This window comes from Devosia honganensis (assembly GCF_042648785.1).
Classification (GTDB): Bacteria; Pseudomonadota; Alphaproteobacteria; order Rhizobiales; family Devosiaceae; genus Devosia; species Devosia honganensis.
In genome coordinates, this window is the sequence record NZ_JBHRYD010000007.1 from 266639 (window position 1) to 291432 (window position 24794).

The 24794-nt window shown below is 65.7% G+C and carries 24 protein-coding genes, 1 tRNA gene and 1 pseudogene; 15 read left to right on the forward strand and 11 right to left on the reverse strand.

Going from position 1 to position 24794, the window contains the following annotated elements:
- Positions 1 to 46: 46 nt before the first annotated feature.
- The 4 genes from ACFOOL_RS10180 to ACFOOL_RS10195 all read left to right on the forward strand — a co-directional run bounded on the left by ACFOOL_RS10180 (position 47) and on the right by ACFOOL_RS10195 (position 4020).
- Positions 47 to 850 (forward strand): alpha/beta hydrolase, encoded by an 804-nt coding sequence (locus ACFOOL_RS10180; RefSeq protein ID WP_380096849.1) that lies wholly within the window; start codon positions 47 to 49, stop codon positions 848 to 850.
- Between the two features lie 119 nt (positions 851 to 969).
- Positions 970 to 1869 carry a Fe2+-enterobactin ABC transporter substrate-binding protein gene (gene fepB / locus ACFOOL_RS10185; RefSeq protein WP_380096934.1) on the forward strand — a complete coding sequence of 300 codons (900 nt, stop codon included), beginning with the start codon at positions 970 to 972 and terminating at the stop codon, positions 1867 to 1869.
- 58 nt (positions 1870 to 1927) lie between these two features.
- Positions 1928 to 2962 carry a FecCD family ABC transporter permease gene (locus ACFOOL_RS10190; protein WP_380096850.1) on the forward strand — a complete coding sequence of 345 codons (1035 nt, stop codon included), beginning with the start codon at positions 1928 to 1930 and terminating at the stop codon, positions 2960 to 2962.
- Positions 2963 to 3021: 59 nt separating this feature from the next.
- On the forward strand, positions 3022 to 4020 hold the full coding sequence (locus tag ACFOOL_RS10195; RefSeq protein WP_380096851.1) for a FecCD family ABC transporter permease: 999 nt from the start codon (positions 3022 to 3024) through the stop codon (positions 4018 to 4020).
- 6 nt (positions 4021 to 4026) lie between these two features.
- Here the strand turns inward: ACFOOL_RS10195 and ACFOOL_RS10200 are convergent, their stop codons facing one another.
- From ACFOOL_RS10200 to ACFOOL_RS10210, 3 genes are all read right to left on the reverse strand, one after another.
- Positions 4027 to 4851: an ABC transporter ATP-binding protein gene (locus ACFOOL_RS10200; RefSeq protein WP_380096852.1), complete on the reverse strand. Its 825-nt coding sequence runs from the start codon at positions 4849 to 4851 to the stop codon at positions 4027 to 4029.
- A gap of 85 nt (positions 4852 to 4936) precedes the next feature.
- A complete protein-coding gene (locus tag ACFOOL_RS10205) occupies positions 4937 to 5386 on the reverse strand; it encodes a hypothetical protein (RefSeq protein WP_380096853.1) in 450 nt (149 codons plus the stop codon).
- Between the two features lie 115 nt (positions 5387 to 5501).
- Entirely contained in the window at positions 5502 to 6758 is a 1257-nt protein-coding gene (locus tag ACFOOL_RS10210; RefSeq protein WP_380096854.1) for a YncE family protein, read from the reverse strand.
- 366 nt (positions 6759 to 7124) lie between these two features.
- Here ACFOOL_RS10210 and ACFOOL_RS10215 point away from each other — a divergent pair, with 366 nt between their 5' ends.
- Both ACFOOL_RS10215 and ACFOOL_RS10220 read left to right on the forward strand, forming a co-directional pair.
- Positions 7125 to 7712 carry a cytochrome b gene (locus ACFOOL_RS10215; RefSeq protein WP_380096855.1) on the forward strand — a complete coding sequence of 196 codons (588 nt, stop codon included), beginning with the start codon at positions 7125 to 7127 and terminating at the stop codon, positions 7710 to 7712.
- A 13-nt stretch (positions 7713 to 7725) separates the two neighbouring features.
- A complete protein-coding gene (locus ACFOOL_RS10220; RefSeq protein ID WP_380096856.1) occupies positions 7726 to 8301 on the forward strand; it encodes a YceI family protein in 576 nt (191 codons plus the stop codon).
- An 82-nt stretch (positions 8302 to 8383) separates the two neighbouring features.
- Here the strand turns inward: ACFOOL_RS10220 and ACFOOL_RS10225 are convergent, their stop codons facing one another.
- Positions 8384 to 9700, reverse strand: a complete 1317-nt coding sequence (locus ACFOOL_RS10225) for a tetratricopeptide repeat protein (protein ID WP_380096857.1) — start codon at positions 9698 to 9700, stop codon at positions 8384 to 8386.
- Positions 9701 to 9886: 186 nt separating this feature from the next.
- On the opposite strand from ACFOOL_RS10225, the gene ACFOOL_RS10230 reads away from it, so the two are divergent.
- The 6 genes and pseudogenes from ACFOOL_RS10230 to ACFOOL_RS10255 all read left to right on the forward strand — a co-directional run.
- Positions 9887 to 10264 (forward strand): integron, encoded by a 378-nt coding sequence (locus tag ACFOOL_RS10230; protein ID WP_380096858.1) that lies wholly within the window; start codon positions 9887 to 9889, stop codon positions 10262 to 10264.
- A gap of 5 nt (positions 10265 to 10269) precedes the next feature.
- Positions 10270 to 11382, forward strand: coding sequence for a hypothetical protein (locus tag ACFOOL_RS10235; protein WP_380096859.1), 1113 nt, complete (start codon positions 10270 to 10272; stop codon positions 11380 to 11382).
- Between the two features lie 21 nt (positions 11383 to 11403).
- Entirely contained in the window at positions 11404 to 12255 is an 852-nt protein-coding gene (locus tag ACFOOL_RS10240; protein ID WP_380096860.1) for a rhodanese-like domain-containing protein, read from the forward strand.
- A 67-nt stretch (positions 12256 to 12322) separates the two neighbouring features.
- Complete coding sequence (locus ACFOOL_RS10245) at positions 12323 to 12652, forward strand: Rap1a/Tai family immunity protein (RefSeq protein WP_380096862.1); 330 nt, start codon at positions 12323 to 12325, stop codon at positions 12650 to 12652.
- On the forward strand, positions 12653 to 13123 hold the full coding sequence (locus tag ACFOOL_RS10250) for a hypothetical protein (RefSeq protein WP_380096864.1): 471 nt from the start codon (positions 12653 to 12655) through the stop codon (positions 13121 to 13123). It abuts the gene before it with no gap.
- A 128-nt stretch (positions 13124 to 13251) separates the two neighbouring features.
- Positions 13252 to 13422 (forward strand): annotated as a pseudogene (locus ACFOOL_RS10255) (IS3 family transposase); the annotation flags it as partial.
- 57 nt (positions 13423 to 13479) lie between these two features.
- Here ACFOOL_RS10255 and ACFOOL_RS10260 read toward each other — a convergent pair.
- Positions 13480 to 13556: transfer RNA gene (locus ACFOOL_RS10260), tRNA-Arg, on the reverse strand.
- A 210-nt stretch (positions 13557 to 13766) separates the two neighbouring features.
- On the opposite strand from ACFOOL_RS10260, the gene ACFOOL_RS10265 reads away from it, so the two are divergent.
- Positions 13767 to 14339, forward strand: a complete 573-nt coding sequence (locus tag ACFOOL_RS10265; RefSeq protein ID WP_380096866.1) for a transglycosylase SLT domain-containing protein — start codon at positions 13767 to 13769, stop codon at positions 14337 to 14339.
- Positions 14340 to 14349: 10 nt separating this feature from the next.
- Here ACFOOL_RS10265 and ACFOOL_RS10270 read toward each other — a convergent pair whose 3' ends face one another.
- Positions 14350 to 14736: a response regulator gene (locus ACFOOL_RS10270; protein ID WP_380096868.1), complete on the reverse strand. Its 387-nt coding sequence runs from the start codon at positions 14734 to 14736 to the stop codon at positions 14350 to 14352.
- 210 nt (positions 14737 to 14946) lie between these two features.
- Here ACFOOL_RS10270 and polA point away from each other — a divergent pair, with 210 nt between their 5' ends.
- Positions 14947 to 17868 carry a DNA polymerase I gene (polA, locus tag ACFOOL_RS10275; RefSeq protein WP_380096870.1) on the forward strand — a complete coding sequence of 974 codons (2922 nt, stop codon included), beginning with the start codon at positions 14947 to 14949 and terminating at the stop codon, positions 17866 to 17868.
- A 22-nt stretch (positions 17869 to 17890) separates the two neighbouring features.
- On the opposite strand, the gene ACFOOL_RS10280 is transcribed toward polA, so the two are convergent.
- A complete protein-coding gene (locus tag ACFOOL_RS10280; RefSeq protein WP_380096872.1) occupies positions 17891 to 18100 on the reverse strand; it encodes a hypothetical protein in 210 nt (69 codons plus the stop codon).
- A 130-nt stretch (positions 18101 to 18230) separates the two neighbouring features.
- On the opposite strand from ACFOOL_RS10280, the gene ACFOOL_RS10285 reads away from it, so the two are divergent.
- On the forward strand, positions 18231 to 18488 hold the full coding sequence (locus ACFOOL_RS10285) for a hypothetical protein (protein WP_380096874.1): 258 nt from the start codon (positions 18231 to 18233) through the stop codon (positions 18486 to 18488).
- A gap of 401 nt (positions 18489 to 18889) precedes the next feature.
- On the opposite strand, the gene tsaE is transcribed toward ACFOOL_RS10285, so the two are convergent.
- The 4 genes from tsaE to ACFOOL_RS10305 form a co-directional block, all read right to left on the reverse strand.
- Positions 18890 to 19327 (reverse strand): tRNA (adenosine(37)-N6)-threonylcarbamoyltransferase complex ATPase subunit type 1 TsaE, encoded by a 438-nt coding sequence (tsaE, locus tag ACFOOL_RS10290; protein ID WP_380096875.1) that lies wholly within the window; start codon positions 19325 to 19327, stop codon positions 18890 to 18892.
- A gap of 136 nt (positions 19328 to 19463) precedes the next feature.
- Positions 19464 to 21860, reverse strand: coding sequence for a sensor histidine kinase (locus tag ACFOOL_RS10295; RefSeq protein ID WP_380096877.1), 2397 nt, complete (start codon positions 21858 to 21860; stop codon positions 19464 to 19466).
- A 391-nt stretch (positions 21861 to 22251) separates the two neighbouring features.
- Complete coding sequence (gene ahcY / locus ACFOOL_RS10300; protein ID WP_380096878.1) at positions 22252 to 23655, reverse strand: adenosylhomocysteinase; 1404 nt, start codon at positions 23653 to 23655, stop codon at positions 22252 to 22254.
- A 503-nt stretch (positions 23656 to 24158) separates the two neighbouring features.
- Entirely contained in the window at positions 24159 to 24665 is a 507-nt protein-coding gene (locus tag ACFOOL_RS10305; RefSeq protein ID WP_380096879.1) for a DUF2937 family protein, read from the reverse strand.
- Positions 24666 to 24794 lie beyond the last annotated feature (129 nt).

The window sequence follows — 24794 nt, forward strand, 5'->3', positions numbered from 1 at the left end:
ATCGAGCGTGACAGGCTTTCCCCCTCCCATCGCCGCGGATTGGCCGTTGGCAACCATCCCCGACACGCAAGTGCGGCCCATGTCCGTGGGCGGAATCGACTATCGGATCAGCATCGCCCTGCCTGACGGACCTGTCCCCGCGGGAGGATTTCCGGTCTTCTATCTGCTCGATGCCGATGCCGGGTTCGCGACTGTCGCCGAAACCCACCGGCGGCTCAGCCGCCGGCCCGACGCCACCGGCGTCGCGCCTGCGGTCATTGTCGGGATCGGCCATGGTTCCGGCGCTCTCTACGACACCAGGCAACGGGAGCGGGATTACGTGCCCAAGGGCCTGCAACCAGCGGGCGAGGGTGGCGCCGAAGCCTTTCTCGATTTCATCGAAACCCGTCTGAAGCCGGAGATCGGCGCGGCGCTTCCCCTCGATCCCCGGCGGCAGGCCCTTATCGGGCATTCGCTATCGGGATATTTCGTGCTGTGGACCATGGTTCGGCATACCCGGGCGTTCCAGAGCTATGTGGCGATCAGCCCCTCGCTATGGCGGGACGCAGGATTGGAAACGGATATCCCCGCCATCCGAGGGGAGATTTCGCGCGTCTTCATCGCCGTTGGCGAGTGGGAAGAAGCTCTGGCGCCCTGGCAGGCGGGCCGCGGCGATACGAACGACATTGCCAGCCGCCGCGCGGCGCGCAGCATGGTGGGCAACGCCCGCGCGTTTGCGGCAAAGCTGGGCGGCCATATCGGGGCCGGACGTGTGCGGTTCGAAATCTTCCCCGACGAGGACCACGCCTCGGTCTTCGGTATCGCCGTCAGCCGCGCCATGCGCATCCTGTCCGAGGCGCATTTAACTTGACATTCTATATCAAGTTATGGCTGCTCCGCTGTGGCGAAACGCAAACCGGGAGAGATGCCATGCCTATCCTTCGTACCCGTTTCAGGGGCGCGCTTCTGGTCGGTCTGAGCGTAGCCTCTATGCTTTTGTCGGCTGGTGCCGCGTTGGCCCAGGATATGGCCGGCTGGCCTCGCTCGTTCGGAAACGCCGATGGTTCGGTTACCGAGATACCGGCGCAGCCGCAGCGGATTCTCTCGACATCCGTGACCATCACCGGCACGCTGCTGGCGGTCGACGCCCCGGTGGTGGCGAGCGGGTCGGCAGGAAACGGCACCTTCTTTGCCCAATGGGCAGAGCTGGCCGAGGAGCGCGGCGTCGAGAACGCCTGGCCCGCCGGCAGCGTCGATATCGAGGCGGTCTATGCCGCCGCGCCCGATCTCATCATCGTTTCCACCTCGGGCATGGATTCCGCCCTCGATCAACTCGATGCCTTCCGTACCATCGCGCCCACCATCATCCTCGATTATGGCGGACAGACCTGGCAGGACCTTGCCATCGAGCTCGGCGAGGCCATCGGCATCGAGGATCGGGTCGAAGGCGCGATCGACGAATTCGACGCCTATGTCGAGGAGGCGCGCCGCTCGATCACCATTCCCGAGGGCACGGCCAACATCATCTCCTTCAACGGGCCGGGGCAGGACAACCCCATTGCCCGCGCCGGCAGCGTTCATGGCCAGTTGCTCACCGCGCTCGGCTTTACCCTCGAAGACCCCGATCCCGAATGGCACGCCCAGCCCAATCTGCGCGAGGACTTCGTCTGGGCGCCCTATGAAAACCTCGTCGCACTGACCTCGGCGACCACTTTCCTGCTTCGCGTTGACGATGGCGGCGTCGCCCCCTTCGTCAACGAGCCGACCCTCGCCAATTTGCCGTCGGTCCAGGCGGGCCAAGTCTATGGGCTGGGCGCCAATTCGTTCCGCATCGATTATTTCAGCGGACGGGAAATCATCGACGGGATCGTCGAGAAGTTCGGCAATTGATGTCGGCGGGGCGCGCGAAAGGCACGGCTTTTGTGCGGCCTTCAGGACAGGCGCATCGATGACGGCGTCCTCGCCGGCGATTCCGTCCTCGTCCGGGCGCAAATTGCGCGTCGCGGGACTGCTCGTCTTGCCGTGCCTTCTGGCCGTCCTGATGCTGCTCAGCGTCGGCATCGGCACGCGATCCATCCCGCCCTCGGTGACATGGGATGCGCTTTTTGCCTTCGACCCCGCCAATTCCGATCATCTTCTTGTCCATCACCTGCGCCTGCCGCGCACCTTGCTCGCCGCAATCGTGGGGGCTGCGCTGGGGCTGGCAGGCGCCATCATGCAGGCGCTGACCCGCAATCCGTTGGCCGATCCGGGCATTCTGGGGGTAAATGCCGGCGCCTCGGCGGCCATCGTCGCCGCCATTGCCTTTCTGGGGATCGCCGATGTCACGGCCTATATGGCGTTCGGCCTCGCTGGGGCCGCCCTGGCCGGCGGCGCGGTCTATGCGCTGGGCAATCTCAGCCGGACCGCCAACCATGTCCGTATCGTGCTGGCCGGCGCCGCGCTCACCATCGTGCTCTTGTCGCTGACCCAGATCATCCTCATCAACAGCGAGGAACAGGTGTTCAACCAGTTCCGTCATTGGAGCGTCGGCTCATTGCAGGGCCGCGGATATGGAGTGTTGGGACCGGTCTTCGTGCTCGTATCCATGGGGTCGTTCGCCGCGCTCTTCCTGACACGGGCGCTCGATACCGTCGCGCTTGGAAACGATCTGGCCCGCACGCTTGGCGGCAGCCCCGCTCTGATCTGGAGCACATCGGCTATCGTCGTCGTCGTGCTGGCGGGCGGAGCCACCGCAGCGGCGGGGCCGATCGCCTTTGTTGGGCTCACCGCTCCCCATGTGGCGCGGCTCGTCACCGGCCCCGGCCACCGCTGGGTTCTGCCCTATTCCATGCTCCTGTCGGCGATCCTGATGGTGGCCGCCGATACGCTGGGGCGGATCGTGGCCCCGCCGGGAGAGGTCGGGGTGGGCATCATGGCGGCGCTCATCGGCGGCCCATTCTTCATCGCGCTGGTCCGGCAGCGGCGGATCAGCCAGCTATGAGCGCGCCCGAAACCCTGAAGCCGTCTTCCATTGGGGGGATCGTCGTCAGGAACGCCGCCATGTCGCTGGTCGTCAGGCCGCGTATCGTGGCCGTAACGCTGGTTATCTGCGCCCTGGCCCTGTTCTGCGCCGCCTATGCCATCACGGTCGGACGGGTCGCCATCCCTCTGGGCGAGGTGCTCGCAACATTGCTGGGCGGAGGCGCAGGCGGAGTTTACGATCAGATCATCTTCAACGTCCGCCTGCCACGCGTCCTGACCGCGATCTTCGTGGGGGCCGCCCTGGGCGTGTCGGGCGCCGTCTTCCAATCGGTGTCGCGCAATGTGCTGGGCTCGCCCGATGTCATCGGCTTCACCACCGGGGCGGCGACTGGGGCTCTGTTGCAGATCATCGTGCTCGAGGGCGATGGCTTCGCCGTTGCGGCTTCCGCCGTTTGCGGCGGCTTGCTCACCGCCGCAGCGGTCTATCTCCTGTCGGTCCGGAATGGGACGACCGGCGGATACCGGCTCATTCTCGTGGGCATCGGTGTCGGTGCGGTCCTCCTGGCACTCAACAATCTGATGCTGGTGCGCGGCGACCTCGACAGCGCCATCGCCGCCAATCTGTGGCTGGCCGGCTCGCTGAATGCCCGCACCTGGTCGCATGTCGTGCCGGTCATGGTCGGCACCATCGTCATCGTGCCGCTGGTCGGCCTTGCCGCGCGCAGCCTCTCGATGATCGAGATGGGCGACGACATCGCGCGGCAATTGGGCATAAGGGTGGAGCGGACCCGCATCTGGATGATGTTCTGCGCGGTGGCGCTGGCCGGGCTCGCGACCGGGGCCGCCGGCCCCATCGCCTTCGTCGCGCTTGCCGCGCCGCAACTGGTCCTGCGGCTGACGGGCGCGAAATCGCTGCCCGTGCTCAGCGCGGCGGCAATGGGTGCGCTGCTGCTGGTCCTCGCCGACCTCGTGGCGCAGATGATGCCGCTCGACCTGGTGCTGCCGATCGGCCGGATGACCGGTCTCGTGGGCGGCCTCTATCTCATCTGGCTGTTGACGCGGACACGGATGCGCTGAACGAGGTCAGTCGGCGTTCTCGAGCGGGACGACCAGCGGCGTGTGGCTGACCGGGTCCTCGATGATCATGCAGTCCAGGCCGAAAACCTCCTTGAGCAATTCGGCGGTGACGATCTCCTCCGGCGTCCCGCTCGCCAGGATGCGGCCCGCGCTCATCGCCACCATGAAATCGGCGTAGCGGCACGCCAGGTTGAGATCGTGCAGCACCGCCACGATGGTGGTTCCCTCCTGCCGATTGAGGCGGCGCAACAGATTGAGCAATTCGACCTGGTGGGCGATGTCGAGAAAGGTGGTGGGTTCATCCAGCAGCAGGAGCGGCGTTTCCTGCGCCAGCACCATGGCGATCCAAACCCGCTGCCGCTGGCCGCCGGAAAGCTCGTCCACGGCACGTTCCGCCAGATCCTCGACCCGGGCCAGACGTAGGGCGCGATCCACCGCCTGCTCGTCGGCCACGGACCACCGATGCAGAAGGTTCTGATGCGGATAGCGCCCGCGGGAGACGAGGTCGGCGACGCTTATTCCGTCCGGCGCCGATGACGCCTGCGGCAGCAGGCCGAGCCGCCGCGCCACCTGCTTGGGGGGAATGTCGGAAATCGACTGCCCGTCGAGCAGCACCGCGCCGGCATGGGGTGCGAGCAGGCGCGACAATGCCCGCAACAGCGTGGACTTGCCGCAGGCATTGGGGCCGACGATGACCGTGAAGCCTCTGTGGGGGATATCGAGCGAAAGGTCCCGTGCGATAATTCGGCGCTCATAGCCGATCGTTATGTCCTGCGCGCGCAGGCGGGATGCCTGGGCATGGGCCGGAGCGCCGGAATTGGGGCTGTGCATGGGAGATGTCCTCTTCCTTCCTGCGCGCCATGATTGTCCCCGGCCCCGATGAGGTCGGCCGTGAAGCGCCCAGCCTGCGGCCGCCTTACTCGGCTTCGACCAGCGTTATCCGGAGGGTGGGATTGCGCACCTTGTCGTTATCGCCCAGCGCTCCGGTTAGCAGATGGATGGTGTGCTGCTCGCCGGCGCTCCAGCCGGCATCCTCCGGATAGGGCAATTGGGCCGAAAACGTCCCGCGTCCATCGGCCGTGATGCGCGCCCAGATATCGTCCATCTCGTCGACCGGATCGGAGGGAACCACCTCGCCGAAATCATATTTGACGCCGATCACCGAACCCCGGTCGCCCGCATGGGTGGTCCAGTTCTCGCCCTCGATGGCGAGCGGCTCCCCGATCACCCAGACCGGGGGCAACTGGAAAGTGGCGCCATCCAGCGTCGAGCCGGTGACGGGATCCTGCGCGACGGCCGGCGCGAGGAGCAAGGCGAGGAAGGCGGCGGCTGCGGCGGAGATCCGCACCGGTACGGGCATGGTCATGGTGAAAGCTTCCTTGGATATGGAAAACCGACACCGTCGGCAGGGATGCCAACGGGGCCGGAGCGGTATCGAACGGGAGGAAGCCGGGCGGGCCCGGCTTCCGCTTGGTCAGGTCTCACTCACCGGCATAGGTGAGGGTGAACACGTCGGTGACGCTGGCCTGCGAAAAGTTCGAGACCCAGGCGTCGCGCGTGACCGGATCGATGCCGATATTGAGCGCATTGCCCGTGGTGGGCAGGCGGTGCAGTTCCTCGAAGCTCTCGGCGTCATAGACCACGACCTCGCGGTCGCCCAGATTGGCCGAGTAGAGCAGGCCGCGCTCTCCATCGACAGCAACGGCATTGGTCGGGCCGGTGGTGATGGTGTCGATCACTTCGCCATAGGAGGCGCTGTCCGTGTCGGCATCGACGACGGTGATGGTGCCCTCGGGGCTGGCATAGGAGGAGATATAGAGACGCTGCAATTCGGGGCTGTAGGTGGGGCGCGCATTTTCCGGAACCGAGGCCGGCAGCAGGGTCACTGCGTCGGCGTTGAGCTCGAGATCGGCCGGGTCGCTGTTATCGAGCGCGCCGGCGTCGATCACGTAAAAATTCTCGCCCACGAGCGAGCCGACATAGACGAGGTCGCGTTCCTCATCCACGGCGACGCCGATGGCCCCGCCTTCGGGGATCGCGACGCGTGCGTCGACGGTCCTGGTGGGCAGGTCGATGACCACGACGAAGCCGGGGCGGGCCTTGTCGCCGCGCGCATCGGCGAAATTGGTCACGAACGCCTTGTGCGTCCGGGTGTTGACCGCTACGCGCCGCACCCCGTCGAACACCGGCGAGCCGTCCTCGAGCTGCCAGATGCGGTCGGCATCGGTCGGATCACCCTGGGCGGGGTTGAACACCACCACATGCCCGCCATAGCCCAGTTCGGCGTCGCGGCCGCGCGCCGTCGTGGTGATGACCAGCGGATCGCCGCCATTATAGTCGACGGCGATGCCATAGGGCGAGAAATGGGTGCGCATGGACGAGAGCGATTCGGCGTCGACGCCGCTCCAGTCGAATGCATCGCCTTCCGTGCCGTTGCCGTCGCTGCGCGCCAGGCCGAGATAGGAATAGACATTGTCGATCGCCCGGGTTTCGGCGTCGAATTGCACCAGCTTGCCGGTTGCCCGCTGAGTCACCGTGACCTTGCCGTCGGCGTCGCGGGCTTCGGTCCGCCAGCGCGTATCGGCGAAATAGACCTGGCGGCCTTCGGGATCGAAGGCGAGCTGATAGCCGTTATTGACGCCGGTGGCGATCCTTTCGACGGTGTAGGCCCATCCCGATTCCGCCACTTCCTGGGCGAAGGCCGCCGGCGCGAGCAGTCCTGCGGCCGTGATGACCAAAGCGGCCGCGCTCAGACGGCGTCCCGTGGATAAAGCGATCGAAGTCATTGAAATTTCTCTCGTGTTGCGGGGCGCTCCGCACGAGCGGCCCATTGCCATGCCGGTTGCGAAGCGCTGCACAGGGCCCCGCGACCTATGAAGCACCCGGTTCCGCGAAAAGCGGCAAACACGCGGAGCGACGGATGCGGGAAAATTTATGACTCTTGAGGTCAGGTTATGCAAGTCTATTATGATATTAAAAGTCATAATATAGCTTTTCCCCGAAGGGTAATGATGGCAAAGTCCCTCCCATCATGGCGGTCCGGGTGGTTTTCCGGGCCGCAGATCGCTGTCCATGCCCCGCCTGACGTAAAATCCGGATTGCCCATGAGTACCGAGCCGCAGACCATGGCCAGAGCCGGGAGGCCCTTGCCCTCAGCCTATGACCCGGTGGCCAAGACGCTGCATTGGCTGATGGCGCTCGCAATCCTGATGCTGATCGGGCTCGGGCTCTACATGACGGCGCAACCCCCATCGCTGCGGACCTATCGGCTGTTCGACATGCATAAGGCGGTCGGCCTGTCGCTGATGGTCCTGGCGGTTCTCAGGCTTGGCTGGCGTCTCTATCGGCCGGCGCCGCCGATGCTGACCGAGGGCGCCAGGCCATGGGAGCTATGGTTGGCGCATATTGTGCACGTCGCGCTCTACGCCCTGATGATCGCAATTCCGGTGGTGGGATGGGTCGGGGCGTCGGCTTCCGGCCTGCCCATGACCTTTTTCGGTCTGTTGCCCATCCCCGCGCTTCTCGACCCCAGCAAGCCGCTGCAGGAAATCGCGCTGTCGCTTCACGGCTGGCTCAACAAGCTGTTCATGGTCGTGATCCTCCTGCACGTCGCCGGCGCTTTGAAGCGCCACTTCATCACCCGCGACGCCACGCTGCGCCGCATGCTGCCCTTCGGATCAACCAGAACCTGATGGATTGTCTGCCATGACCTTTCGAATGCATGCCCTCGGCTTCATGTGCGCCGCCGCCCTGGCCGGAGCGGTAACCGAGATCCAGGCCGCGAGCTGGACCATGAGTCCGGAGGCCAGCACGGTGAGTTTCGCAGGCACCCAGACCGGAAGCGAGTTCACGGGCCAGTTCAGGCGCTTCGAAACCGCGATCGTCCTCGATCCCGCGGATCTTTCCGCCGCCACGATCGAGGTGGTCGTCGATATCGCCTCTTTCGCCTCGGGCTCACCCGATCGCGACAGCGACTCCCAGAACAGAAGCTGGTTTCACGTGGCCGCGTTCCCGCAGGCGCGGTTCACGTCCAGCGAGGTCGTGGAGGCGGAAGACGGCAGTTACGTGGCGCTGGGCACGCTGGAGATCAAGGGCGTCGCTCGGGAGATCGAGCTCCCCTTCACCCTCACCATCGATGGCGACAGTGCCGTGGCGGACGGTACGCTCTCCCTCGATCGCCTCGATTACAATGTCGGCGATATGGACGAGGACGTGGAAGAAGAGCTCGTCGGCCATGGGGTGACCGTGACCTTCCACATCGAGGCGACCAGGACAGGCTGACGGCCCGATCCCGGCATCGTTCCAGTTCGGGCGATGTAGCTGCGCGGATCGGACGTCTTCGCGCCTCCGGAATCCCACCGGATCAATCTTCCGGCGTGAACCCCGCCTCGGCCACCAGGGCCTGGTAGCGCGCGTCGCCGTGCAGCCCGGCCAATGCCGGCTCGAGCCTGATCCCCAGTATATCGGGCTCGCGCCGCCTGATGGACTGGACGAGGAAATCCAGGGCGGCGGCCTCCTCGCCCAGCATGGCGGCGGTCAGCGCCAGCTTGAAGGCCGGCTCGTTATCCTGGGCGTGCTGGCGCTGTTGCTCGGCGAACATGCGCCTGAGCATTTCCGGCCGCCCGCCTGCTCGCAAGCCGGCTTCCGCCGCCGTCGCTATGGTCGAGGCGGACCGGTTGCCCGAAATCTCCGCCGCCAGCCGATATTCGCGCAGGAAGTCGTTGTCCCGTCCGGTCGCCAGGTAAATGGTGGCGAGGTAGGCCGGCGGGGAGAGCAGGGTTGGCTCGTTCTGTTTCAGCGGGCGCAGGATATCGAGCGCCGCCTGCGTCTGGCCGGCATGGAACAGGATCAGTCCCTTATTGGCGAGGATCGAGGGAGCATGTGGATCGAGCCGCTGGGCGAGGGCAATCTGCTCCAGCGCCACGGTGAAATCGCGGTTCTGCATGGCGATCAGCGCGTACCAGTGATGCGCACGCGCATTGGCCGGGTCCAGCGCAATGGCTTTGTGCATCAGCGCCATCGCCGCCTGCGGGTCGCGGCTGTGATAGAAGGTATAAAAACCCAGCGCGGCATGAGCGGGGCCGTTTCCGGGGTCGAGCGCGATGGCGCGTTCGGCGGCGGCCCTGGCCTTGGGATAGCTCTCCTCGGCGCTGGCCGGGGTATATTGGCTGACCAGATTATAGGCGTCGGCCAGGCCGACATAGGCGGAGGCGAAACCGGGATCGGCGGCGATGGTCTGCGCGAAGAGCCCCAGCGCCCGCGCGATGCCGTCGGCGGTGCGCGTCTCCAGGTGATAGAGACCGTCGAGATAAAGACTTTCGGCGCTCGATACCGCCGCGCCCGACGGCATCCGCTCCTCCGGCTGCAGCAGGCGCCAGCCAACCGCCCCGGCAAGGCCGAGAACGAGGCAGGCAGCGCACAGGGCGGCGATCCATCTAGCGCCGGACCACCTGGGGGCAAGTGGTGCGACAGCCGGGCTTTCCACCACATGGCCGTGATTGACCAGCCAGCGGTTGAGGTCGGCGACATAGGCGAAGACCGGGCCGCTGCGGTCCCCGTTCACCCGATGCACCGGCAGGTCCCGCGTGGCGGCCCAGCGGCGCACGGTACGCTCGTCCTTGCCGAAATAACCGGCAATGGCTTTCCAGCCCGTCAGCGGGCGATTTGCCCTTTCGTCCACTCCCTTAAGCTCCCCCATCGGCCGATGTCCGCTTTTGCCCCCTCATGTCCGCTCATGTCCGGTTGCCCGGGCACGGCGCGCCATTAGCTTAACAGAAGGCTAAGAGCCTCGGAAAGCGCGTCGTCGCGGAGCCATGGCGGCGCGCAGGGCGGAGGAGTCGACATGGCGAACGGCAGGAAAAAGCGCATGAGTGGTTTCGTGCTTGCCGGCGCCGTCCTGCTCGTTCTTCTGCTGCCTGGCCCGGCCCAGGCGCAATATCTGACATTGGGCGGCGACGACATGGATGCCTGCGCCTCCAATGGGGTCGTCGTCGGGCTCGGGGCAGGGGACGACGATTTCCTCGCCGTCCGCGCCGGGCCGGGTGCCGGTCACGCGAAAATCGACCGTCTGCACAATGGCGACGCGGTCTTTGTCTGCACCGGCGCCGGCGCATGGGATGGCATCGTCTATGGCGGCGGCCGCGAGTGCGGCGTGAGCAGCCCGATCGTCCCCGCCCGGCTCTATACCGGGCCATGCAAGTCCGGCTGGGTGGAACGGAACTTCATCGCGGTAACGGCTGGATGAGCGCCATGAAACATCTCCTTGCAGCCCTGTTCACCGCCGTCTTGGCCGTTTTCGCCGCCCAACCGGTCATGGCGCAGGAAAGCGGGCTGCATGTAACGCCCACTGTGCTGATGCATTCGGACATGGCGGCGCTTCGCGGTTTCATTCCGTCCGGCTGGCGAAGCGAGGGCGGGCTGACCTGGGGCGACCCGTGCAACGCCTATGGCTACAACGTCAACTGGACCGCCCGGTCGCCCGACGGCCGCTACGGTCTGGGCTTTTTCCCCAGCCTGGGCTGGGGGCGCGGCGAGTTCAGCAATTGCCGGCAGACGCCGTTCACCTCGCTGGAAGACCTGCTGACCTATGAGGCGCAGGCGATCTGGCCCGACGCCCGCATGATCGATTTTCGTCGCCGCCCCGATATCGTGGGCGGGCAGGCGGTGCCCGCCGAGTTCCCGGGGCTGGGGATCAGCGCGCCGGGCATCTCCATGCAGTCCTGGCTCGACGCCGGCGAGGCCATGTTCGCCTTTACCGGTTCGGACGGGCAGGACATGCGCGGCGCCATCCTGGGCAGCGCCCTGTTCAGCCGGTCGGTGCTCGATCCGGCGGCGTCGGGGCTGATGATCGATCCCTCGCTGTTTCCCGGCCTGCCCATGCCGGCCCCGCCGCCGGCCCAGACCTTTCTGGGCGGCTCCAGCGAATGGAGCTTCGTCGTCTGGGCGCCGGCCGGCCATCTCGATCTCGCCGCCAGCGAGGCGATCCGCAAATCCTTCCTGCCGACGGGCGAATGGTCCGACTTCATCCTGCAGCACCGTGCCGTCATCGACGGGCAGAACATCCAGGGGGCTGCCGAGCGCGCGGAAATCCGCCGCCGCACCAATGCGGAAATCGCCGGCATCATCATGGATGGCTACAACGAGCGCATGGCCATCCAGGACCGTATGCACCGCGAAACCATGGAGGCGGTGCGGGGGGTGGAGACCTATCTCGACACCTCCGGCCGGCCGGTGCAGCTCGACTACAATTACCGCAATGCCTGGCAATTGCAGGACGGCAGCTATTTCCTGACCAATGACGACAATTTCAATCCCAACTCCGTTTTCAACATGGATGGCCGGCAATTGCAGGCCGCGCCCTGACCCAAGCAAGAGGACCGCATCGTGAAAAAGGCCGTTTTCATCGCCATGACCGTGACCCTGTTGGCCTCTGTGCCGGCGCTGGCGCAGGACGGGTTCAACCAGGCGCCCAATACCGGGTTCATGACGCAAAACCCGAGCATGCAGCCGCAGCCGAACTTCCAGCCCCAGCCGCAACCCAGTTTCCAGCCACCGCAGCCCTCCTTCACACCCCAGCCGCAGACCGACTTCCAGCCCCAGCCGTCCTTCCCCCAACCGCAACCACAACCGCAGCCTCAGCCGAACCAGACCGATATGATGGTGCAGCAATTGCAGCAGATGGCGCAGATGGAATTGCAGGATTACGGCGTCCAGCCCACCCAGCAATTGCATGACGGGGCCATGCACGGCCCCACGCCCAGCTCCATTCCCGGCGCGCGCGTCACCACCACGGCCGAGCTGTTCCAGCTGGTGATGAGCAACCAGCAACCCTATCTGCTGTTCGACGTGCTGGGGGGCGACCAGACCCTGCCGGGGGCGATCATGGCGGTCAACGCCGCCCAGCCCGGCTCCTTCCAGGATCAGACCCAGCAGGGTTTCGGCCAGTTCCTGCAACAGGTCACCGGCGGCAGGCAGGATGCGGCGCTGGTGTTCTACTGTGCCTCCACCCAGTGCTGGATGTCCTATAATGCCGCGCTGCGCGCCGCCAATCTGGGTTATCGCAACGTGCTCTGGTATCGCGGGGGGCTGGAGGCCTGGTCCTATGCCGGCCTGCCCACCATGCCCGCCGGCGGCGGCATGATGCCGAATCCAGGTGGCGGCGGCATGGCGCCGAATACGGGTGGCGGCATGATGCCCAATATGGGCGGCGGCGTGATGCAGCCCATGGGAAACTGACCGCGGGCTGCTCACAGGTGGTTCGGGCCAGCTTGGCAGTTCCCAGCGTGTCGGAGGAGGCGGCGTCGTGCTGAAATCGACCGCCCTTGCATTCGCCATTTTCCTTCTCCCTGTCGCCTCCTATGCGCCGGAAAGGGGACTGAGCGCCGCTGGGCTGTTCCGTATCTGCGGGGCGCCGGAGCCGACATGGATTGGCGTCTGCTATGGCTATGCGCTTGCCGTGGCCGAAATGTTCGACACGGCCGGAACCCGGTTCTGCATCGTGGACGTGGAGCCGGAAAAGGTCGTGGAGGCGATCCGAAAGACGCTGTACGGCCAGACTGATCTGCATTTCATGCCGGCTTACCGGGCCATCGTCTCGGCGCTCGACGACCATTTTCCGTGCCGGGTCGATTGAATGGATGATGGAGGGCGGCTGATCTATCGACGCCGCACGGGGCGGGCCATATGGCTGCTCCTTCTGGGGCCGCCGATTGCCGCCATGGCGGCGGCGATTGACGATCGGGGCTGGGAGGCAGGCATCCTGCCCGCGGCGATCGCCTTTGCCGGCATCGTCGTGGTCTTATGGATCGCCATTGGCTGGAGCGGCCGCACCAGGCTTGCCGAGGTCCATCTGCGGGATGGCATCCTCATCGTCCGTCGCAGCCACATATTCGATCGCGGCAAGGTCCTGCATATTCCCTTGTCCGAAACCAGGGACTGGAGCGCCATCATCGAACGATCTGGCAAGCACCGTCTTGAAGTGGCCCGGTTCGATCATGGGGACACCGCCTATATCCTGCAGATCGGCGGCGCTGAATATGCGGATCTGGCGACGCTCAATGCCTGGATTCAAAAAGCGACCGCCGACGGCCATGATCGCGCCTGATCCGGGGAGGCGGCATTGACGACGAGAACGAAAGGTGGCGCATGCTTGACGCGCTCACCGGAATGGCGGCTATGCACCCCATTCCGGCCGTTCTGCGTGGTGAGCAAATCCCGCAATGGTCGCCGGAAAAGGAATCAACCGTCAAGCGCTTCCACCACGATAGCCATGACCAGTTGCGCCGGCATCTTCAGGACGTCATCGACGCCTACAATTTCGGACGCGGCCTCAAGACCCTCAAGGGTCTCACCCCCTACGAATTCATCTGCAAGCAGCGGACATCAGGCGGCTTAGGTTACTAGTGCCCATCTTTATCTCAAAGATGAGAAAATCTATGTAATATCAAAGGATTAAGAGAATGGCGCACCCGACAGGATTCGAACCTGTGACCTCTGCCTTCGGAGGGCAGCACTCTATCCAGCTGAGCTACGGGTGCAGGCCGGAATCGGGTTTTGAGCCCGTTGGAACGGGCGCAAACTAGTGCAAGGGTAGGGAATGCGCAACTGTGGAAATCGGCGTTCGCGATATCGGGTTCGCGGCGATCGCCCCGGGCCTTTGAGGAGGCGTCCCATTTTTGCCATCAAGCCGCCGTGATTGGAGCGTAGCCGGCCCCTGAGGGATTGGCGCAGGCGGAAAAGGAAGACGTATGACGGCTCGACCGCTCCCCATTGCGGGCACTCTGGCCTTGGCCGTGGTTCTGGCCGGGTGTTCCATCGCCGGGGTCAAGCCCCTTCCGGGCAACCGTTCCGCCCAGGCAGCCATCGCCTCCCTTGCTCCTTCGGCCCCCACCCCGGCCGGCCATGTGCCGCGCGCCGCCGCCGTTCCGGCTGCTCCGACCGACATGCTGCTGGGCTATGCCGGCAGCGAGCGGGGCCATCTGGATGGGCTGATCGCCCATTACGCCGCCGAATACGACGTGCCCGAGCGGCTGGTGCGCCGGGTCATCGTGCGCGAAAGCGGCTACAATCCGGCCGCCCGCAACGGTCCCTATTGGGGCCTGATGCAGATCAGCCACGCCACCGCGCGGGGCATGGGTTTTTCCGGCGACCCGTCGGGCCTGCTGGATGCCGAAACCAATCTGCGCTATGCCGTGCGCTATCTGGCCGGCGCCTATGTGACGGCCGGCGGCAACGAGGACCGCGCCGTGCAATTCTATGCCGGCGGCTATTACTACGACGCCAAGCGCCTGGGCCTCCTGGAAAAAAGCGGGCTGCGCTGAACCGGCCGCCCTATTCGGCCGCCGTTCCCAGCAGCTCGGCGATCCGGCGCGCCAATTCGTCCGCGCGGAAGGGCTTTTCCAATCGCGGCAGGTCGCAGGGCGTGCCCTCGGGCAATTCGGCATAGCCGGTGGCCAGCAGCACGGCGAGGCCGGGCCGCAGGGCGCGCGCCGCCGCCGCCAGCTCCACGCCGGTCATGCCCGGCATGGCATAGTCGGTGATCAGCACGGCGATTTCGGCGCGCTGCTCCAGGATGCGCAACGCCTCGGCGGCGGAATAGGCCTCGAGCGCGACATGGCCCATCTCGGTGAGGAGGTCGACCGTGTTGAGGGTGATCAGGGCATCGTCATCCACCACCAGAATGGTGACGCGCAACCTCGCGGGCGGGTTGAGCTGCACGAAATTTCCTTTCGGCTCCATAGCCGTTCGAGCCGGGCGGAAACGCCGCCCCCCGTTCAATTTTCGGCCACTAGAATAAGAAAATGGCCGAGTTGGGTCCATTGGGAAAAACCACTGCCGGACGATCCCGCCCGGGCCCTGGCAAAATTGGGTGCCATCGCGGCGCCCGAGGCGATAGAGTCGCGGCCGACCGCAAGAGGGAATCGTTTCATGCATCTGCTGCTCGTCGATGGCTCGGGCTACATCTTCCGCGCCTTCCACGCCCTGCCTCCGCTCAGCCGCAAGTCCGACGGGCTGCCGGTGGGCTGCGTCCAGGGGTTCTGCAACATGCTGTTCAAGCTGACGCAGGATCTCGAGGGCGACGAGGCGCCCACCCATATGGCCGTCATCTTCGATGCCAAGGGCAAGACCTTCCGCGACGACATCTACGACCAGTACAAGGCGCAGCGTCCGCCCCCGCCCGAGGAACTGGTGCCGCAATTCCCGCTGACCCGCGCCGCCACCCGCGCCTTTTCCATCCCCGCCATCGAGATGGAGGGGTGGGAGGCCGACGACATCATGGCCACCTATGCCTGCCTGGCGCGCGACCGGGGCTTCAAAGTCACCATCGCCTCCTCGGACAAGGACCTCATGCAGATGGTCGAGCCCGATGGCTCGATCCGCCTGCTCGACACCATTCCGCGCCCCGGCCAGCCGCCGCTCAGATGGATCGGCGCCGAGGAGGTGTTCGCCAGGTTCGGCGTCACCCCCGACAAGGTGATCGACGTGCAGGCGCTGTGCGGCGACAGCGTCGACAACGTGCCGGGCGTGCCCGGCATCGGCGTCAAGACCGCGGCCGAGCTCATCAACGCCTATGGCGACCTGGAGACCCTGTTGGCCCGCGCCGAGGAGATCCGGCAGCCGGCGCGGCGCCAGCGGCTGATCGAGCATGCCGAGCTGGCGCGCATCTCCAAGCGCCTGGTGACGCTGGAGCGGCAGGTGCCGGTGACGCTCGATCTCGACGCGCTCGCCCGCGAGCCCATTTCCCCGGCCTCGCTCTTTCCCTTTCTCAAGGCGATGGAGTTCAACACCATCACGAGGCGCCTCGCCACGCTCCTCGAGGCCGACCCGGACCTTTTCGAGGCCGATCCGGCGCTCAGGGCAGGGGGCGACGCGCCCCTTGCCGGCGTGCCGCAGAAATCCACCTCGCTGTCGGTGGCAAAGGCCAAGCTGGCCGCCAATGTCGTGCCCGGCACCGGCCCGGCGCGCCATGCCGCCGAGGAACATGCGCGCGTCAAGGCCATTCCGGTCGATCACGGCGCCTATGAGATCGTGACGACGCCGGACCGGCTCGCCGCCTGCATCGCCAGGATCGTCGACAAGGGCCGCGTCGCCATCGACACCGAGACCACCGGCCTCGATCCGCAGCAGGCCGATCTCGTGGGTATATGCCTCTCCACCGAAATCGGGGAAGGCTGTTATATTCCGGTCGGCCACGCCAAGCCGGGGGATCTGCTGGGTGGGGACGGGCTGGTCGAGGGGCAATTGCCGGTGCGCGAGGTGCTCGAGGCGCTTCGCCCGGTGCTCGAGGATCCATCCATCCTCAAGATCGGGCAGAACGTCAAATACGACATGGAGGTGCTGTTCCGCTACGGCATCGTCATGACGCCGGCCGACGACACCATGCTCATCTCCTATGCGCTGGACGGCCCGCGCTATAACGGGCTCGACATCCTGGCCGAGCACTGGCTCTCCCACAAGACCTTCACCTTTGCCGAGCTGGCCGGCACCGGCAAGGCGCAAAAGAGCTTCGACCAGTTGGAGATCGCCGCCGCCGCCCGCTATGGCGCCGAGGACGCCGACATCACCCTGCGGCTCTGGCACGTGCTCAAGCCCCGCCTCGCCGCGGAAAACGCCACCACCCTCTATGAGACGCTGGAGCGGCCGCTGGCGCCGGTCCTCGCCCGCATGGAAGCGCGCGGCATCACCGTCGACCGGCAAATTCTTGCGCGGCTTTCGGGCGATTTCGCCCAGCGTGCAGCCGCTTTCGAGGCGGAAGCGCATGCGCTGGCCGGGGAGAGCTTCAATCTCGGCTCGCCCAAGCAGCTCGGCGATATCCTCTTTGGCAAGATGGGGCTCGAAGGCGGCACCAAGACCAAGACCGGCGCCTGGTCCACCGGCGCCGACGTGCTCGAGGATCTGGCGCTCAAGGGCGTGCCGCTGGCCCGCACCGTGGTCGACTGGCGGCAATTGACCAAGCTCAAGGGCACCTATACCGATGCCCTGCCCACCTATATCAACCCGCGCACCGGCCGGGTGCACACCTCCTACAGCCAGGCCAGCGTGCTCACCGGGCGCCTCTCCTCCAACGATCCCAATCTGCAGAACATTCCGGTGCGCACCGAGGACGGCCGCAAGATCCGTTCGGCCTTCATCGCGCCGCCCGGCAAGGTGCTGGTTTCCGCCGACTATTCGCAGATCGAATTGCGGGTCCTGGCCCATATCGCCGATATCCAGGCGCTCAAGGACGCCTTCGAGGAAGGGCTGGACATTCACGCCATGACGGCGAGCGAAATGTTCAAGGTGCCCATCGAGGGGATGCCCTCCGAGGTGCGGCGCCGCGCCAAGGCCATCAATTTCGGCATCATCTACGGCATTTCCGCCTTCGGCCTCGCCAATCAGCTGGGCATCGCCCGCTCCGAGGCCGGCGACTACATCAAGACCTATTTCGAGCGTTTCCCCGGCATCAGGGACTATATGGACGCCCAGAAGACACGGGTGAAAGCCGATGGTTTCGTCACCACCATCTTCGGGCGCAAGGTGCAGTTCCCCAACGCCAATTCAGGCAATCCGTCCGAACGGGCCTTTGTCGAGCGCGCCTCGATCAACGCCCCGATCCAGGGCTCGGCCGCCGACATCATCCGCCGCGCCATGATCCGCATGGAGCCGGAACTGCACAAGGCCGGCGTCGAGGCGGACATGCTGCTCCAGGTCCATGACGAGCTGATCTTCGAGGTGCCCGAGGGCACCGAGGACCGGGCCATTCCGGTGATCCGCAAGGTCATGGAAGGCGCCGCCGAGCCCGCCGTCCGGCTGACCGTGCCGATCAGGGTGGACGCCCATGCCGCACGGAACTGGGACGAGGCGCACTGACGGGTTCGCGCCGCGCACCGCGCTATTTGTTCACCCGGCCCCGTCGCTGCGGATCGATGCTGCCATCGGCTTCGGTGTCGTTCATCACGTCGCCCTCGATGGTATTGTCGCCTTCCTCGTCCTCGAAGGTCATTTCCTCCTGGTCGATGCCGCGCGTCGTCTGGCCGATCCCCGGATTGCGCTTGAGGTCGAGATCGTTGGGGTGGCGGGTCTTGGGCTGATTGGTGGACATGATCGCTCCTTTCCGGCCCTCGCCGGGTCAATCCTTCCCGGCAGGCGGCGGTTGCGCCGCGGGCGATCACGATTGGCAACCGGGCGGATGCTGAGCCGTTTGTTCCTCGGGGGCGAAAATGGAGAAGGTCATGGCCCAGCAATCCACTACCGAGCCCCGCGGTACGGAAAAGACCACCGGTCCGCGTACGCGGGAGCAGCGAAAGGCGATAATCGAAAAGCGCGAGCGCAGCGACGGCGTCGAGGTCGACCCGCATGCCAGATCGCTGGCCGAGGCACGGCGGGATACCGAGCAGCCCGCCGGCGAGTTCGAGATTTCCCATGGCGACCGCTCCATCCAGCGCGGTGCCAACCAGGAAAGCGAACATCATAAACGCCGGCAGCAATAGCGTTCCCCTCCCTCTTGAGGTGCAGGGGAATTGCATATGAGCCTGACGGCGCAATGGCCGCTGTCGTGTTCCCCTCCCCCTTGAGGGGAGGGGTTAGGGGTGGGGGTTCCGCGCCGTCGATTTTCTCGATGGATCAGTCGGATTCCCGAACAATCCCGAACCCCCACCCTGGCCCAGCCATTCGAGCATAGCTCTCATGGCCTTCTCACCTTCAATCGCTCCACCGGAGCGATTGACCCTGCGGGACAGTTCGAAGCCCTCAAGGGGGAGGGAGGCGAAGGGACCGGCCTCACAGATTTTTCCATATGCGATTGCCCTGCCCTTGAGGGGAGGGGGTGGGTTTGTGAGTCACCGTGGAAACCGCAGGGCATGCCACCGGGCTCCCTCATCCCGGATATGCCCTACCGCCGTTCGACCCGCGCCTGCCGGCCCTCGCCGCCGGGCGGCACGGTCAGCGTCACGCGCAGCGTTGCCGCCGCCGCGATCTCGGGGGCGCGTTCGGACCATTCCACCAGCACGATGGCGTCGGAATCCTCGAGCAGGCCCAGTTCCTCGACCTCGCTGGCCTCGGCCAGCCGGTAGAGGTCCGCATGCAGGACCGGGCCGTTGGGCGTGTAATAGGGCTGGACGAGGGCAAAGGTGGGGGAGGGCACCTCGAGCTTGGGATCGGCCGCCAGGGCCCGGATGATCGCTCGCGCCAGCGCCGTCTTTCCCGCGCCCAGATCGCCCTCGAGGCGCACGACGTCCCCCGGATGCAGCAAGGTGGCGAGTTCCGTGCCGAACGCGGCGGTGGCCGCATCGTCGGGGAGGAATTTTTCGAAGAGGAGTTGCTCTGGCACCTTGGTTCTTTCGTCAGGGTCCGGGCAGGCCGGACATACCAATGGACCATCGGACAGCCGGGCGGTGACGAGGGCTATTTTTGCAATGCCCGGAGGCTTTTGCAATGGCCGGCGAGCGTTCCGCCGCGCCTCGGTGCTATTCTGCGACGCCCGCCAGGGCGCTGTCCCGCGGCAGGCTGACAATGATGCGGCTGCCCTTGGGTTCGCGTTTTTCGGCCGAGATGGTGCCTCCGTGCAGATTGACGAAGGTGCGCACGATGGACAGGCCCAGCCCGGCGCCGCGCTGGCGGCCGCCGGTGGCGGGATTGTCCAGCCGGGTGAGGATGGCCGATTTCATCTCGTCGGTGATGCCCGGCCCTTCGTCCTCGATGACGAACACCATGCGATCGGCGCGATGGCTGACCGAGAGGCGGATTTCTCCTCCGGGCGGGGAAAAGCGGGCGGCGTTGGACAGCAGGTTATAGAGCACCTGCACGATGCGCGTGCCATCGGCGACGAAGGCCGGCAGGTCGGGCTCGATCTCCACCACGACGCTGGGCGCCTCGCCCGAAACCTCGGGAAAGGTTGCCGCAAGGCCGGCCCTGGCCTTGTCCACCAGCGCTTCCACCACCAGCGGTTCGGGATTGAGCTCGGCGATGCCGGCATTGACCGAGGCAAGATCGAGGATGTTGTCGATGAGCACGCCCAATGTCACCGACGAGGCGCGGATATAGTCGATATAGTCGCGCTGCCGGGCGTCCAGGCCGTGCTCGGTTTCCCCCAGCAGGTCGGCGAAACCGATGATATTGGTGAGTGGCGAGCGCAGTTCGTAGGAGACGTTCTCGATGAAGGCGTCCTTCAGCCGGTCGGCGGCGACCAGCGCGTCGTTACGCTCCTTGAGCACCTTTGAATAGGAAGCGCTCTCGGTCACGTCGAGGAAGGTCATCATGGTCTGCCCGTCCGGCAGGCGCGTTATGGCATAGTCGATCAGCCTTCCATCCGAGCGGTTGATGCGGCCGGTCTGGTCGGTGCGGGTGGGATTGAGATCGATGATGCCGCGCTTGAGGTTCCGCCAGATCGCCGTCCCATCCTCGGGAATGGCGCGGCTCGAGATCTCGGCGATCTGGTCGATATGGGGCGCCGTACCCAGCGCGTTCGCCGGCAGCTTCCATAGTTTTTCGAGCTGCGGGTTGGACAGCGTCAGCCGGCCATTGGTGCCGAACACCGCCACCGCTTCGGACAGCGCATTGATGGTTTCGCGCTGCACATTGGTGAAGGCCTTGTTGGTGGATTCCAGCTCCAGCCGCTCGGTCAGGTCCTCGAACACGTAGATGACGCCGCCATTGGGGCCGGCGGGGGCGGAGATCACCTTGATGGTGCGGCCGTCCGGCAGGTGCCAGGGATCGGCCTCGAACGGCTCCCTGCGGCCGTAGCTTTCCAGATGCTTCGCCCGCCAGGTGTGATAGTCGACCTGATTGGGCAACTGCCCCTCGGTGCGCAGCTTGTCGAGAATGGCGCGCTCGTCGAGCCCCGGGGTCAGGAAGAGCGGGTCGAGATTCCACAGCTCCGCGAAGGCCCTGTTGAACTGCACCAGTTCGCGGCGGGCGTTGAAGATGGCGATGGGCGTCGCCAGGGCGTCGATGATGCCGCCGATATGGCTGAGGCCGGCTTCCCCCGGCACCGGCGCATGGGCGGTTCCCGCCGCGGGGCAAAGATAGCCGGCGCGGCCGTCGAGCACGGAAAATTCGACCAGCTCGAATTGTCCATGCGTGCCCAGGTCGAGCGGCAGCCGCACCGGTCCTTCGCCGGCGGCGCAGGTGCGCAGATGGTTGTCCAGTGCCGCCGCGTCGAGCAGTTCGGGCGGCCGGCCATCCTGTGCGGTTCTGCCCAGCGCCTTCCCGAGCGCCAGATAGGCCGGATTGGCATAGGCCAGCCGGTCGCTCCCGTCGCGCAGGAAGGCCGGCTTGGACAAGAGCTCCAATATGGTGCGGGCGCCTTCCCAGTCGCCGGCCGTGCTGGCGTCGGCCAGGTCCGGCGCCAGCGTAGCGGCGCCGAAGATCGGCCGCAGCCGCAAGGCCGCCGCACTGCCCAGCACCCAGCCATCGGTGCGGACGCGGCGCCCGTCCAGCGTCTCGAGACTGGCCGAGAAGGCATGGCCGTGCATGCGCAGATCGTCCAGCAATGCCGTCAGCCGGTTGGCTTCGGGAGCGCCGAGCCAGCTATGGAAATTGAGCACGCTTTGCGGCTGGCGGCCGGGCGGCAGCACTGCGGCGGCCTGGCCCAGTATGCGGGGGGTGCCATGCCCCTGACCGGCCCAGAGCACGGTCAATTCGCGGCTGCCGGCGATCAGGTTCTCATATTCGTCGACGAGGGCCCGCAGGCCGGCGATCTGTTCGGCGGCGCGGCGCCGGGCGGCGCGGCCATCCTTGAGCAGGGAGCGCACCAGGGCCATAGACAGTAGGGCGAAGCCCCCGGCGCCCACGGCGATGGCGGCGGGCGCGATGCCGTTGAGGCTGGCGGGGACAAAACCCTGCGCCAGGGCCGGAGCCGTCATGGCCAGGGCCAGGGGCGCCGAACGCAGCCCTGCGAATCCCAAACGCTTCCGGAAACGATCCGGCGCCATACCAGCCCTCTTTTGCTCGATTTGCGCTGTCGATCCGGCCGGGATGGCCGGTACGCCTGGACTTGAGAAAAGGCCGCCTGACGCGGAATCGTCAGTGGATTCCGGCGTGCCCCCAAGGACCGGCCCGCCTAACCCCCGCAGGCCGAATCACCCAGACCATAGCGGGCCGGGGAATCGGGAAAAAGAGTCTTCATGCCTGTGCGTTGCGGGCAAAGGGCAAGGAAAGGGCTTGACGGAGAACGAAACAGAAACCTTTAAAAAGCGTAAAGGCCCGCATGAAAAATGCGGGCCTCCACCGGAATTTTGCGGCGCTTCAGCGGGTTCAGTAGCGGTATTCGCCCGATTTGAACGGGCCTTCGACGGGAACGCCGATATAGTCGGCCTGCTTTTTCGTCAGCCTGGTCAGCTTGGCGCCGAGCTTGGCCAGATGCAGTTCGGCGACCTTCTCGTCGAGATGCTTGGGCAGCACATGCACCTTCTTCTCGATTTGCTCGCCATTGGTCCACAATTCGATCTGCGCCAGGGTCTGGTTGGAGAACGAGGCCGACATGACGAAGCTGGGATGGCCGGTGGCATTGCCCAAATTCACCAGCCGCCCCTCGGACAGCAGGATCAGCCGCTTGCCATTGGGCTGCTCGATCAGGTCCACCTGCGGCTTGACATTGGTCCACTTGAAATTGCGCAGGCCCTGCACGTCGATCTCATTGTCGAAATGGCCGATATTGCATACGATGGCCATGTCCTTGAGATTGCGCATGTCGTCGACCATCAGCACGTCGCGGTTGCCGGTGGCGGTGACGACGATATCGGCGCGGTGGGCGGCCTCCTCGAGGGTCACCACCTCGAAGCCTTCCATCGCCGCCTGCAGCGCGCAGATCGGGTCGACCTCGGTGACCAGCACCCGGGCGCCGGCCCCGCGCAGGCTCTCGGCCGATCCCTTGCCCACGTCGCCATAGCCGCACACGATGGCGACCTTGCCGGCCAGCATCACGTCGGTGCCGCGCCTTATGGCGTCGACCAGCGATTCACGGGTGCCGTATTTGTTGTCGAACTTGGATTTGGTGACCGAGTCGTTGACATTGATGGCCGGGAAGGGCAGTTCGCCGCGCGCATGCAACTGGTAGAGCCGCATCACCCCGGTGGTGGTCTCCTCGGAGACGCCGCGGATATTGTCGCGGATGGTCGAATAGAAATTCGGCTCCCGCTCCAGCCGCTTCCGGATGGTGGCGAAGAAGATTTCCTCTTCCTCATTGCCCGGCTTGTCGAGGATGGACGGATCGGTTTCGGCCTTGGCGCCGGTGAGCACCAGCATGGTGGCGTCGCCCCCGTCATCGAGGATGAGGTTGGGGGTGCCGCCGTCGCCCCATTGCATCATGCGGTCGGTGAATTCCCAATATTCCTCCAGCGTCTCGCCCTTATGGGCGAACACCGGGATGCCGGCGGCGGCGATGGCGGCGGCGGCGTGGTCCTGGGTCGAGAAGATATTGCACGAGACCCAGCGCACATCCGCGCCCAGCGCCACCAGCGTCTCGATCAGCACCGCCGTCTGAACCGTCATGTGCAGCGATCCGGCGATGCGCGCGCCCTTGAGCGGCTGGGCGGCGGCATATTCCTCGCGGATGGCCATCAGGCCGGGCATTTCGATTTCGGCGATGGCGATTTCCTTGCGGCCGAAATCGGCGAGGGCAATGTCCTTGACCGCATAGTCGGTCGGGCTGCTGGTCATGTCTGGCTCCGGATGCGTAAAAACCTTGCCCTTCCTATAAGGGAGGGAGGGTGGCCGATCAATGACGGACATAAAGCTATGTTTATGTCTTCGAGCCGTCCCTTGGGCCAGGCGCGCCAGTGGCGCGACTGGAGGCGAGAAGGCCGCGAGAGCTACGCTCGAGTGGCAGGCCGTCCCCCGGGCCAGGCGCGCCGCTGCGTTCCCCTCCCCGTTGCGGAGGAGTGTTTACTTTGGACGCTTCTGGTTTGATCGTTGTTGCCCGCACCAACGCTGTGCTGCCCTCGGGCTCGACCCGAGGGCCGGCCTGGGAGCCCCAAAACCCGAGTTTCTTGCACGTGGACAGAGGCCCTCGGGTCACGCCCGAGGGCAGCCCGGTGTGAGGGGACGGATTGAGTCAGGAACCCCAAATGAACACTTCCCCCTTGTGGGGAGGGGCTAGGGGCGGGGGTCCGCGCCATCGGTTTTCCCCACGAATCAATCCGCTCCGCCTCCGGCAGCCGCTGTCACGCCCGGTGGATCCGCCGGCGCCGGAAGGGCAGGGCGCAGAAGCGGATCAGGCCCGAGAGCGCCAGATAGCCCAGCATGAAGCCGCTGCCGGCATAGAGAATGCCTTCCATGGTCACCGGCATGGCCGGCTGGTAGTGTTCCAGCGTCCGCCGGCCGATATCGGTATCGAGAAAGGCGGGCAGGGCCTGGAAACGCTCGACCGGCCCGGCGCCTTCGATCCGCGCCAGCGTGCGGCTCAGTTCCTCATAGCGCGCGAAAGTGCGGGTCATGCTCTGGCCCTGTTCGGCCAGAAAGCCGTCATCGGCGAGGCCGTAGCGCGCCAGCGCCGCTTCCCGGTCCAGCCCGCCGGCCTGCGCCGCCCGGTCGAACTCCGCGGTGATGATGCGCAACTCGTCGACCGCCCCGCCCAGCCGCTGGGTATATTGCTGGGCATATTCGGGAAACTGGCCGAGCACGGCCGCAAGCAGAATTCCGCCTGCCCCCGCTATCAATCGCCGAACCATATTCGCCTCCGTCTGCGCGATAGCCGCATCATTGCCCCAGCGAAACGGCAATAAAGAGGTCGGGCCGGCATGGCCGGAAACGCTTAGAGCCTTTCATTGTCAGGCGGAAGCGGCGACCAGCGCCCCCTT